We start from the raw sequence: 12,829 nt of genomic DNA on the forward strand, positions 1-12,829 counted from the left end.
GGTTTTTATTTGTTCCCTCTTTTCAATTTTAAGCTCCCTTGTGGACTGTATTCCTACAGCACCTCACAAGAAATATATTGAAAATGTGGATTTGATGTAGTTTTCAGTACTACTGAAAATAACACCTTTGTCATTATACAACATAACTAAAACAATTTCAACAGGTTTTCCACCTATTAATAGTTCTGTTTGAAATCATATGAATGCAATTCTATTTGCTTGACCATTCATTTTCTTTCCTTATTAAACAGATCAGATTATCTGCCGCAAACCAACACATAGCAGTCTTATTTTCCATCAATATTAAGAAATCGCCTATTTAGTTATCATTTTCCAAATGATACATCAAAATACCAGCTGCAATTGCTACGTTTAGTGATTCAGCTGCCCCTTTAATTGGGATATAAATATTTTGATCCGTTTGGGCTAAAAATTCAGTTGAAACACCTTGTCCTTCATTTCCCATAATTAAAGCATAATTTTTACTTCTCAATATTTTTTGATAAGAAACGGCCTCAGGATTTAATTCCGTTCCATAGACAGGAATCTTTGCTTTTTTGAAGCCTTCAATAATTCCAGCTAAAGGAGTACGTATTACAGGTAAATGGTAATTACTTCCTTGCATCGCTCTTAGCACTTTTGTATTGTATATATCCGCACTACCTTCTCCCAAAACTACACCAGAAAGCCCTGCTGCATCAGCTGTTCGGATCATCGTTCCAACATTACCTGGATCTTGAATATTATCTAAAAGCAGCCAACCACCTGAAAATTGTATATTTCCCTCTAATTCAGGCATTCTCACAATCGCAAGCATTCCTTGTGGTGTTGGTAGTTCCGAGAGAGATTCTAATACCTCATCCGAAACTAGAATCAATCGTTCGTCCAACTGTCCTTTCAACCAATCTGACCATTCTGTCTGCCCTCGCTGATTAAAAATAATCCAATCGATCTGAGCCTTTGCATGAGCCGCTTCTTCAATTAGATGAAATCCTTCAATTATATATTGCTGCTTCTCTTCCCGATACTTTTTTTTATGTAATTTTTTAAAGTCTTTGATCATTGTATTTTTCGTTGATAAAATTTCTTTCATTTCCCCACCTCACTGAAGTATTATAACATGATTTTTTTTAATCAAACAGTCAAGACTTTACTTGCCAGATGATCAAAAAATCGCTATCATTGATTTAAGAAAAAGCGAGGTGTACAACGATGAGAAAAGTACGCATGAATGTGCAAGGCAGAGTCCAAGGCGTTGGCTTTCGTTATATGACAAAAATGGTTGCTGATGAATTAGGTATTTACGGCACTGTTCGTAATGAAGATGATGGCTCGGTCACAATCGAAGCCTTAGGCAAGGATGAACTAATGAAACAGTTTATCCAAAAAATCAAAGATTCCCCTAGTCCTGCTGGACGCGTGACGTATGTAGATATTCAAACAAACCCTCTAATGGAAGAATACACTAGCTTCAAAGTTACAAACTAATTTAATTTTGGAAGAATCTTACTCAGTCTTGAGACGGATTCTTCTAATTTTTATTGAAAAAAAACGCTTTTTCAAGTATAGTTAATCTTGTGCAAATTTTTTTAAGAAAAGGAAAGAATAAAATGCGAAAATTAAATAAGTGGCTCCTTGGTTCCGGTCTATTCACGTTAGTATTATTTTTATCTGGATGTGTAAAAACAGGATCTGACGGACAGCCTACTGGCGAAGGCATTATCTATAATTTACTAGTAAAACCAATGAGTAGTGCCATTACATACCTTGTGGACAATTTCGATTGGAATTATGGTTGGGCAATCATTTTTATCACGATCATTGTTCGCCTTGTGATTATGCCCTTAGGGTTAAACCAATCGAAAAAAAGCATGATCCAAACAGAAAAAATGCAAGCTATCAAACCTCAAATCGATGCTGCACAAGCAAAAGTAAAAGAAGCAACGACACGTGAGGAACAAATGCAGGCTCAAGCTGAAATGCAGCAAGTCTACAAAGAAAACAATATGAGCATGATGGGCGGTATCGGCTGCCTACCTTTATTGATTCAAATGCCAATTTTTTCTGCGCTATTCTTTGCCGCTCGCTATACACAGGGAATTGCCGATGCATCATTTTTCGGTGTTAATCTCGGACAACCAAGCATCATATTTGTTGTTTTAGCTGGTATTGCCTATTTACTTCAAGGATATCTTTCAACAGTCGGTATTCCTGAAGAGCAAAAGAAAACAATGAAATCTATGTTGATCGTGTCACCTTTAATGATCGTATTCATGTCCATCAGCTCTCCTGCCGGTGTAACTTTATATTGGGTCGTCGGAGGGATATTCAGTAGTATCCAAACATTGATCACAAATCAATTCTTAAAACCAAGAATCAAAGCACAAGTAGCTGAGGAATTAAAACAAAATCCACCAAAACAAGTTATTGTGCCTCGTAAAGATGTCACACCAACAGAAGAAAAAACGATGCAAAAAGCTATAACGCCAAAGAATGCTTCTAAAACTGGTAGAAATGCCGGAAAACAAAATAGAAATTAAAAAACAAGAACCAACGCGATATAATGATTGCAGTTGGTTCTTGTTTTATTTTTTGTCTGCTGAAACGCCAAAAACGAAAAGATCAACAACCTGAGCAATACTTAGCGATGAGCTATTTTGGTCTGTTTTTATATATGGAGACAATGTATTAAGAAAATGTGTTGTTGCGATTTCTGGCGACAATCCAGTTCGTATGGTAAAATCACTTTCTTTAAAAAGATTCAATAAAGGTTCTTTATAGGACTGATTCCATAGAGTAAATAATTTCATCTGAGTCTCATCTGTCAATTTCGTCCTAAAGTCAAGCATCATCAAATCAAAATCAAAGGGATGTTTTGTTTTCAAACATTCAGCAAATTTTTGTAATTTGCTAATGGTTTCAAGAGTTCGATCCTCAACGATTTCCACTAATTCTTCGTTTACATCACTTAATAGATTTTCAATCACACCGACATAAACTTCTTCTTTATTTCTAAAATGATGGTATAAATTAGGCTGGGTCACCTCAGCCAACTGTGCGATTTGCCTTGTAGATGTACTTTGATATCCGTTATCCATAAATAGACGCGTTGCTACTTGAATAATTCTAGCTCGTGTATTTCTCGTTTCTTTATCCATTGCTTAGCCACCTATAGTTGATTTCCTTACTATTTTAACAGAAACAAACAAAGAAACCTATGCTAAATGACATTCTTTTTTCTTTTAATTCCTACAACTAATTCATAAATACAGACGATTGCTAATATAACTAAACTGATGATAACCGTAACGATAACGGCTGGATAAGCGCCATTCCAACCATCTACTGCTTGATGTTTATTCAAAATACCATAATAAGCCCATAATGCTGCTAATCCATAAGGAATATCACGATTACGAATAATAGTTGCGCTTATGATTAGCAAACCGACGATCAATATAACAACTGTCCATAACACTTGATTATTTTGCAGAAACGCACTGTTTTTATCTACCAAGAAAGCTGTGATATTAGCGATCGTAGCTATTGTGATCCAACCAAAATAAATGCTAAATGGCAGTCTTACAAAAATATAATCTTTTTTAGTCAAGGTTGCGTTTGCTAATAGCTGATTGGTATAGACCAACACGGCTAGCAAGGCTAACATGATTACAACAGATAAATTGATTAAAAGATATTGCCAAGCCAATAACCAAACACTATTTAGTATAGAAGAGACAATAAATAGAGCTCTTAACTTTTTGCTTAGCTGCTCTTTAGCCAATATAGATTGATTTGTTGGTTTAAACCATTGATAAACAACGAAACCAGCTAATAATAAGTAAATAACTGACCAAATTGCAAACGTTAGTCCTGCCGGAGCAAATAAATTAGGGTATGAATCTGAAACTTCTTGAGTTGTCATCCCGTTTAAAGGCAATAACACCGCAGCAGCATTCGTTGCTATCATTACAATATAAATGATTGTTACAACTATCTTCACTCCTATAAATTTATTTTTGTTCATTCTAATTCCTCCTTTACAATCCTTTTTTTCCAATAAATGGTAAAAATTTTGGCGTTTCCTGTGCATATGCAATAAAGTCTGGACGATCTTTGTATTTCTTTTCAAGTAAAGGCACTCCTGAAACAAATAAAAGTAACAACGTGATCGTTAAGGGACCAATAATGCCCCAAATATTTCGTGTTTCGTTCAAACTTATAAGAAAAATTCCCCACCAACTAAGTGCTTCTCCAAAATAATTGGGATGCCTTGTCGTTGACCATAATCCAGTTGTTAAGAGTTTTCCATGATTGTGACTTTCTCTTTTAAATTTTGTCAACTCATAATCACCAATCGTTTCATAGCCAAATCCTATAAGCCAAATCAAGATACCTAATCCGTTCCACCAATAAAATGAATTGACTGAGCTTGTCATAGCGAATAGAACCGGCATTGAAACGATCAACAAAAGGACGCCTTGTAAAACAAATACATTTAAATAAGCTTTTAATTTTGCCCAATGTTTCCCCCATCGTTTCCGCATGTTCACATAACGATAATCTTCAGGTTTTCCGATATTTCTCTTAGCTAAGTGGAAAAACAAACGCAGTCCCCAAATGCTTACCAATAATAAAATGATCGTACTGATTTTCGTTTTATCTGGCATGACTAAATAACCAGTAACGGCGACAATAACAAAACCAATTCCCCAAGCTAAGTCAACAATAGAATTATTATGAAGATATTGTGCCAAAAAGAATAATGCAGTAAAATAAATAAACAGTACCAAACTAATAATCCAAATCGTCATACTAACTTCCTCCTTCTTCTAATTCAACAGCAACCGCAACGCTTCCTTGTCCCGCACTCATAGCAACCACCGTCGAGATATCCATTTTATAGCTCGGCTGAAAACCAAGTTGTTCAATTAAGTTTTTTTCCCATTGCAGTGCTCGCTCTGGCGAATTGGCATGGATGATGGCATAGCGTTGTATTTTGTTTTTCTCGTGCCATTTTTTGAGTTGTTTAATAATTTTTCTTTCGTTCCCTTCCAAACTAAAGGCAAATTCACTCAATGTTCCTTCCCCTTCATTATTTAAACTGACAATAGGCTTCAAATTGATTTTCTTTGCTATTTTTCCAGCGAATTGAGGAATTCTCCCGGATTCTACCATAGGATCTAGATCATCGACACTAACGAGTATTTTAAGCTGGCTCCGTTTATTTTTTGTTCGTTCAACAATTTCCTCAAAAGATAACCCTTCTTGAATCCACTCATTCGCGCTCATTACAAGTAACCCTTGTGCTGCAGAATTTTGTTTGGAGTCGATTACATCAATTTTAGTGGTTGTTGATGTCAGATGCTTAGCAGCTTCTTTTACGGTATGAAACGTGCCACTTAATTTCTTAGCCACTGTAATAACTAAAATTGCTTCATATTTAGTCTCTAAAAATGAAAAAAGATTTTCTACTGCTTTCAACGTTGGTTGTGAGCTAGTAGCTCGTTCCGCTTGATTTTTATTTATTTCAAAAAATTGATTACTTTGAATCGTTATTTTGTCGATATAACTAGTATTTCCTATCAAAATATTCATTGGTAATACATGAATTTGGTTATTCAGTACATAATCAGCGGGTAAATCAGCGATCGAATCCGTTACTAGTGCAATGGATGCCTTTGGTTTTGTGTTTACTTGATACTGTAATAACATATCATCAGCTTTTTGCTGAATTGGCTGTCCAACAGTGCTTAAATAGCGCAATACTTGATCAGGTTGATTAGAATGGATATGAATTCTTGCTTTTTTTCGATTCATGGCAACGATTAAGGAATCACCAAAAGGACTTAACTTTTCTTGCATATTATTTTTTGATTGTGTCACTTGATCTAACAAAACTTCAGTGCAGTATCTGTATCGCGGTTCAGATGTATTTTGATGCAAGGATTCAGAGAGAGCCATCTTTATCGAATCGTCTACATTGATATTTGTTTTAACCACGTTCTCTTTGTTGATAAAAGCTTGAGTAAACCCTTCTATAAAGACATAAAAACCTTTTGCACCTGCATCAACAACTTGATTTCTCTGCAAGACTTTTAGTTGTCTCGTTGTGTTCTCAAGTGCTTCTCCAGCTCTAACAAGAGCATTTGGTAACAGCTCTTCTAAACTAGTTAGTTGGTCATTTTCATCCAAAGCTTCTGCCCACGAGCGAATGACTGTAATAATCGTACCTTCAACAGGATTTGCAATAGCTTGATAGGCTTCACTGATTGCAGATTTTACACTTTTTACAAAACTAGTGACAGAATTTTTTTCGTCCTGAAGCAATAAATTATTATAGATACCATTAAAATATTGGGCAAAGATAATACCTGAGTTCCCTCTAGCTCCTACTAAAGAAGCTTCTGCAATCTTTTCAAAAACATCAATGACGGAACTTGTTTCATCTTTTGTTTCCTCAAGGATCGTTTGCATTAATGAGGCCAAATTACTACCTGTATCACCATCTGAAACAGGAAAAACGTTAATGTGGTTCAACTCTTGTTTCTCATTGATCAGTTGAATCGCACCTTGTTGAAATGCAAATAACAACTCTTTGGAATCAATAGACTGACTTTTCATGATTCTTCTTACCTCCAATTAAAATGCTGCGCTATAAAGACGGTTATACCACAAGTAGCTGCAGTGACAAATCCTCCCCATATCAAATCAATAACGGTTACAAAAACTGGCCAGTCCTTGATTGTAGATAAATTGGTTAAATCATACGTCCCATAACAGAGCACTCCAAGTAATGCTCCAGCAGAAATAGCATAGATCAAACTATCCTTTTCAATTGCAGGATAAATGACGAAAAATAAGATTCCAATAAGATACAATACATAAAAAATAGCTGCTGGAAGTATTTTAGTGGGCCCTAATAGATAACCTAAATATTCTTGATAGATTTTTTTCGCAATGAAAAGTAACCATATAAAATCTAGTACTAAAAACCCCACTGCTGCAATACTAAATAATTTTACAAAATGATTCATTTTAGATCCTCCTCAGGTTAATAAAAAAATAGGTACGATAGCCTTATCAAATGATAAGGTTATCGTACCACGTTAAATTCATTTATGAAAAAATTTTGCTTCTATAAAAAAGGTGAGTAAAACTTAATTAGTCTCCTCACCTTTTTCACTTTATTCTTATTTAACGACAAGTAAATCAAGACTAGCTAATGATAATGACATTTTAGCAATTCGATTGAGTTCTTTCAAACGATTTGCTTTCACCTTCTCATCATCTACCATGACCATCGTTTCATCAAAATACTGTTCGATCAACGGTCGTAAGTCTACCAATGCTTGATAATTTTCAGACATTGTATTTTGATTGAATTTCTCTTCAATTTTATTTACTGCTTGATGTAAAGCTTTTTCCGCATCATTTTCAAATAAAGCTGCGTCAACTTTTCCTTCATGGCTTAATATTTCGTGCCCTTTTTTAGCTAAGTTGATCACTCGTGTCAAAGCCTCAACTGAAGGTTTAAAGTCTTTATCCAGCAGATGATTTTTTAAAATCGTCGCAGATGAAAATAGTTTTGTTAAGTCTTTTTGCTCAGATGAAATGACTGCATCGATTACATCATGGCGCATATCTTTCGTTGTTAATAACTGACGCAGACGCGCTTTTACAAAGTCAATAACTTCTTCTTGTCCGCTAGTTAATTGAATGCCATATTTTTGGCTGTCTGAATTGACAGCTGCATCGATATCCTTCTGCAATTGAACTAACGGGAACTGCCAGTCTTTATTTTCAACAATTCGGATTACACCGTACGTTTGGCGACGCAGCGCGTAAGGATCATTAGAACCGCTAGGAATCATACCCACTGCAAAGAATGATAATACGCTATCTAATTTATCAGCGATCGCTAGTACCGCTCCAATAGCAGAAATAGGCAGTTCTCCTTCACTTGATGTCGGCAAATAATGCTCACGAATCGCTTGAGCTACAGCAGGTTTTTCGCCTTTAAGCAATGCATATTTTTCGCCCATGATTCCTTGTAATTCTGGGAATTCACCAACCATATTTGTGACTAAATCAAATTTATAAATTTCAGAAGCACGTTTCAAATCAGTCATTTCATCTTCCGATAAACCTACTTCTTTTCCAATGATTTGTCCAATAATGCCCACTCGCTGCATTTTTTCATAAATCGTGCCGATTTTTTCATGGAAAGTGACATTTTTTAGCTTTTCAACGCATTCTTCGATTGATAGTTTTTTGTCTTCGCTATAGAAAAATTCAGCATCCTCTAAACGAGCGATCAAAACTTTTTCATTTCCTTTGATCACATTTTCAATATGCACACTGTCTCCGTTTCTTACGGAAATAAAATGCGGCAGTAATAATCCTTGATCATTACGTACATCAAAATAACGTTGGTGTTCTTTCATTGACGTTACTAATACTTCATCTGGAACAGAAAGATATTTTTCATCAAAAGCACCCACAAAAGCTGTTGGGTATTCAACTAAATTATTGACTTCTTCCAATAGTTTCTCATCTAGATCTAACTTCCAATTGTTTTTCTTGGCTAAGTGATTTGCTTGTTCGATAATCATCGTTTTTCTTTCATTAGGATCAACGATAACAAATTGTTGTTTCATCTTTTCTTCATACTCATTTGAGTGATTAAGCGTCACGTCATCTCCTAAGAAACGGTGTCCACGAGAATTTCTTCCTGTCGCTACATCAAGAACAGTAAGTGGAATCACTTCATCATCTAACAGAGCAACGATCCAATGAATCGGACGTATATATTCAAAGTCATAATCAGCCCAATGCATCGTGACTGGAAAAGTCAAACTTGTAATAACATCTTTCAATCCAGTTAAGACATCGATCGTTTTTTGTCCTTGATTATGCTTTGTCACATAGACATATTCCACACCATTCAATTCTTTATAGGTGATTGCATCAGTCGTCAGCCCTTGCCCTCGAACAAAACCTTCAGCGGCCTTACTCCAATTCCCTTCAGCATCTTGAGCAATTTTTTTAGCAGGACCTTTAACTTCTTCTTGTGTATCTTCTTGTTGCTCTGGCAATTGTGTCACACGAACAGCTAGACGACGAGGGGTCGAGAAGCTTTGAACTGTTTCATATGTTAAATTATTTTCGTCTAAGAATTTCACAATTTTATTTTCCAATTGTAAACGACTTGGGCTGACAATATGAGCTGGTATTTCTTCTAATCCGATTTCAAGTAATAGGTCTTTGGCCATGTTATTTTGCCTCCTTAGTCGTTTTATTTTCTTTGTTTAAAAGTGGAAATCCTAATTTTTCACGCTCTGCGACAAAAATTTTCGCCACAGCTTTCGCCAAGTTCCTAATGCGGGCTAGATAACCAGCGCGCTCCGTTACAGATACAGCACCACGAGCGTCCAATAAATTAAATGTATGGCTACATTTCAAAATATAATCATACGCTGGATGCACTAAACTTTCATCAATACAACGTTTCGCTTCTTTTTCAAATTTATCAAAGTTTTCCAATAGCATTTCTTGATCGCTGATTTCAAACGAATATTTCGAATGTTCATACTCTGGCTGATTAAAAATTTCTCCGTATTTCACGCCATCAGTCCATTCTAGATCGTAAACACTTTCTACTTCTTGAATATAAGACGCAAGTCGTTCAATTCCATAAGTAATTTCTGAAGTGACTGGATGACAAGCTAGTCCTCCTACTTGTTGGAAATAGGTAAACTGAGTGATCTCCATACCATCAAGCCAAACTTCCCAACCTAGACCTGCACATCCCATAGAAGGATTTTCCCAATTATCTTCAACAAATCGAATATCATGAGCTAATGGATCGATCCCTAATAATTCTAAACTTTCTAAATATAACTCCTGAATATTTTCAGGTGAAGGTTTCATCACAACTTGAAATTGATGATGTTGATATAAACGGTTAGGATTTTCTCCGTAACGTCCATCTGCTGGTCTTCTTGATGGCTCTACATACGCAGCATTCCATGGCTCTGGTCCGATTGCTCGTAAAAAAGTATACGGACTCATTGTCCCTGCACCTTTTTCAGTATCATATGCTTGCATCAGCATACAACCATTTGATGACCAAAATTTTTGTAACGTTAAAATCATATCTTGCACAGTAAGTTTCTTTTCCATTGTGATCCTCCTAATTTAAAAGCTAAAAGAGCTTAGTCAGCCTCGACTGGAAAATAGAAAAAAATGAGTGTGACACTTTTTGTCGCATTCCCTTCTTATCTTCTTCATTCAAAACCAAGCTATTTTTCATAACGCAGTAACAACTGGGTAAAACTCAATTACTTCACCTTGAACAACAGACACTTCAACTTTCATTGTTTCTGTCAATTCTGTATCGATTTTATATAACTTTTCGCTAGGGTCCGTTTCAAATTCTTCGATTTCTGTACCATCATTCTCCTTTACCTGAACCAATAGTCTCACAAGAGATAAAACGTTTAACTTGTTCTCTGTAAAATCAGCAGGAAAAAATGTTGCATTAAATTGCATGCTGTACCTCCTTTTCGATGATTTTAAAAATAGCACTAAAGTGTTGTTCTCTTTGGATACATAAGAGACAAGCTTTTTACAATAGTATTACAGGCATCGTACTACAACAAAAAGTCCCTATGCCTCAAAGAGACATAGGGACGAATAATCGCGGTTCCACCCTACTTCCGATATCGACTATCGGCAGCTTCGTTTAAACATACTCAAAAGCGCCCTTCAAAAGTTGCTTGTATCTGGCTTACACCTTCCCAGATTCGCTATGACAGCAGTTCTTTCTACTCTTCTTTTTCAACGTATTTATTTATTTCTTCTTTATGATAATCGTTGCTTGATGAGATGTCAAATTATTTTTCAAGATTCAAACAATCTTTGGTAAAATTGTTCTTCATATGAAACAAAAAAATATTTTTTGATCCATCTTCGTGATTTAAATCCATTGACTCAGCTATAGTTTTTATAATCATTGATTTTAAGTTATCGTTTTGTCATTCTCTTCATTTTTATTTTTTCGTTTCGGTATTTTCAAAGTATCTTCCCAACTTTTCATTTGATCAATAAATTTCTTACTCTTTAGATGAATCCCAACATACTCATCGTATAATTCATCAATCGTTTGTCTAATCGCATTTTTCGTCTCCGATTTCACATTGATATCTTGAACCTTGTCATAAGAGATCCCAGAAAAAAGGCGAATGAAATGGATTGCTCTAGGATCAGCATGGTAACGGTGATTGTCAAGATGCCAATGACGTTCACAAAGAACCCCACTATATTTTGATGAATAATCAAACTTTCCACGTGTCTCTTGGCAGACCGTACAATGCGTCCATTCGGGTGTAATACCAAAACGACTTAATAATTGGATTTCAAAAATATTTGTGATAATCTCGGCATCTTTACCTTCATTCAATAAACGCAACGCTTGCTGAACAAAATGATACAAGTTCGGATCGTAAGTCCGATCATCGATTGCCGCATCGACCAAATTCAAAATATAGGTTGCATACGCATTTATAAAAATATCACTCTGAATCATTCGAAATGGTTGGACGTCTTTACTACCATTTAAAAATGACAACCCATCTTCTCTAAAATCACCGATGTATGCAGCTTCAGTAAAAGGCAAAATTGCAGGACCGATCGGATTATTTTTGCGATGTGCTCCTTTGACAAAAAACATCAATTTACCAAAAGATTCCGTAAAAATTTTGACTAGTTTGTCTTTTTCTTTGTAGTCTTTGGTAAATAAAATAATTCCTTTTGTTTCACCTAAGGTCATTTTTTCGCCTCCTATCCGCTCTACTCTATTTTAACAGAGATACAAGTAAAAGAACAATTCCGTAATAATACAGAATTGTTCTTTTTGCTCTCATTAATAGTCATCTTTACGATAACCAAAGTCTTGTAAATGAACTTTTTTGTCACGCCAGTCCTTTTGTACTTTTACCCAAAGTTCCAAGTAAACTTTATCATCAAGTAAATATTCAATATCTTGTCTGGCTTTGGTTCCAATTTGTTTAAGCATCTTACCGCCTTTGCCGATAATGATCCCTTTTTGACTGTCACGTTCAACGATAATCGTTGCTTGAATACGTACTTTATCATTCTCATCACGTTTCATAGAGTCAACTACAACAGCAACTGAATGAGGAATTTCATCTCTTGTAAGCAATAGCACTTTCTCACGAACTAATTCAGAAACAATAAAATATTCTGGATGGTCCGTGATTTGATCATCTGGAAAATACTGAGGACCTTCCGGCATTTGATCAACCAAAACAGCCATCAACCGATCCACATTATTCCCTTCTGTAGCTGAAATCGGCACAACTTCTGCAAATTCCATTTGGCTTGAATAGTCTTCAATGATACCCAAAAGTTGATCTGGATGAACCGTATCTATTTTATTGATGACAAGATAAACAGGACTGGTCATTGTTTTAAGACGCTCAATAATGAAGTCATCCCCTTTACCTCTTTTTTGATCTGCACTGATCATGAATAGCGTTGCATCCACTTCACGTAACGCACTATAAGCTGTTTCAACCATAAAATCACCTAAACGATGTTTTGGTTTATGAATACCTGGTGTATCAATAAAAACGATCTGTGCTTCTGGAACAGTATAAATTCCTTGTATCTTATTTCTAGTCGTTTGAGCTTTGTCACTCATGATCGCAATTTTTTGTCCGACAATTCGGTTCAGCAAAGTAGATTTACCAACATTTGGTCTTCCTACAATCGCTACAAATCCGGATTTATGTGCTTCTGTCAT

13 protein-coding genes and 1 other annotated feature are annotated in these 12,829 nt (G+C 35.6%); of the genes, 2 read left to right on the forward strand and 11 right to left on the reverse strand.

What is annotated here, in order from left to right; all coding sequences use genetic code 11:
• Positions 1-319: 319 nt before the first annotated feature.
• Positions 320-1,093, reverse strand: a complete 774-nt coding sequence (locus AC4BC4_RS08955; protein ID WP_490475451.1) for a TrmH family RNA methyltransferase — start codon at positions 1,091-1,093, stop codon at positions 320-322.
• A 119-nt stretch (positions 1,094-1,212) separates the two neighbouring features.
• Here AC4BC4_RS08955 and AC4BC4_RS08960 point away from each other — a divergent pair, with 119 nt between their 5' ends.
• Positions 1,213-1,488: an acylphosphatase gene (locus tag AC4BC4_RS08960; protein WP_490475452.1), complete on the forward strand. Its 276-nt coding sequence runs from the start codon at positions 1,213-1,215 to the stop codon at positions 1,486-1,488.
• A 122-nt stretch (positions 1,489-1,610) separates the two neighbouring features.
• Positions 1,611-2,540: a membrane protein insertase YidC gene (gene yidC, locus AC4BC4_RS08965; protein WP_438755836.1), complete on the forward strand. Its 930-nt coding sequence runs from the start codon at positions 1,611-1,613 to the stop codon at positions 2,538-2,540.
• 45 nt (positions 2,541-2,585) lie between these two features.
• Here the strand turns inward: yidC and AC4BC4_RS08970 are convergent, their stop codons facing one another.
• From AC4BC4_RS08970 to era, 10 genes are all read right to left on the reverse strand, one after another.
• Positions 2,586-3,158 (reverse strand): TetR/AcrR family transcriptional regulator, encoded by a 573-nt coding sequence (locus tag AC4BC4_RS08970; protein ID WP_490475453.1) that lies wholly within the window; start codon positions 3,156-3,158, stop codon positions 2,586-2,588.
• Positions 3,159-3,220: 62 nt separating this feature from the next.
• Complete coding sequence (locus AC4BC4_RS08975) at positions 3,221-4,027, reverse strand: TspO-related membrane protein (RefSeq protein ID WP_490475454.1); 807 nt, start codon at positions 4,025-4,027, stop codon at positions 3,221-3,223.
• A gap of 13 nt (positions 4,028-4,040) precedes the next feature.
• Complete coding sequence (locus AC4BC4_RS08980) at positions 4,041-4,814, reverse strand: DUF1295 domain-containing protein (RefSeq protein WP_490475455.1); 774 nt, start codon at positions 4,812-4,814, stop codon at positions 4,041-4,043.
• 1 nt (position 4,815) lies between these two features.
• The gene (locus tag AC4BC4_RS08985; RefSeq protein ID WP_490475456.1) at positions 4,816-6,624 is read right to left on the reverse strand and encodes a DegV family protein; all 1,809 of its coding nucleotides are present in this window, start codon (positions 6,622-6,624) and stop codon (positions 4,816-4,818) included.
• 8 nt (positions 6,625-6,632) lie between these two features.
• Positions 6,633-7,037: a DUF2177 family protein gene (locus AC4BC4_RS08990; protein ID WP_438755830.1), complete on the reverse strand. Its 405-nt coding sequence runs from the start codon at positions 7,035-7,037 to the stop codon at positions 6,633-6,635.
• A 156-nt stretch (positions 7,038-7,193) separates the two neighbouring features.
• Positions 7,194-9,275, reverse strand: coding sequence for a glycine--tRNA ligase subunit beta (gene glyS, locus AC4BC4_RS08995; RefSeq protein ID WP_490475457.1), 2,082 nt, complete (start codon positions 9,273-9,275; stop codon positions 7,194-7,196).
• Between the two features lies 1 nt (position 9,276).
• On the reverse strand, positions 9,277-10,185 hold the full coding sequence (gene glyQ, locus AC4BC4_RS09000) for a glycine--tRNA ligase subunit alpha (protein WP_438755827.1): 909 nt from the start codon (positions 10,183-10,185) through the stop codon (positions 9,277-9,279).
• Positions 10,186-10,311: 126 nt separating this feature from the next.
• Complete coding sequence (locus tag AC4BC4_RS09005; protein ID WP_438755826.1) at positions 10,312-10,554, reverse strand: hypothetical protein; 243 nt, start codon at positions 10,552-10,554, stop codon at positions 10,312-10,314.
• A 133-nt stretch (positions 10,555-10,687) separates the two neighbouring features.
• Positions 10,688-10,855 (reverse strand) — a binding site (T-box leader).
• A 168-nt stretch (positions 10,856-11,023) separates the two neighbouring features.
• Complete coding sequence (recO, locus tag AC4BC4_RS09010; protein WP_490475458.1) at positions 11,024-11,833, reverse strand: DNA repair protein RecO; 810 nt, start codon at positions 11,831-11,833, stop codon at positions 11,024-11,026.
• Between the two features lie 93 nt (positions 11,834-11,926).
• Entirely contained in the window at positions 11,927-12,829 is a 903-nt protein-coding gene (gene era, locus AC4BC4_RS09015) for a GTPase Era (RefSeq protein WP_438755823.1), read from the reverse strand.

The sequence above is a fragment of the Enterococcus sp. AMC1086 genome, assembly GCF_058216575.1.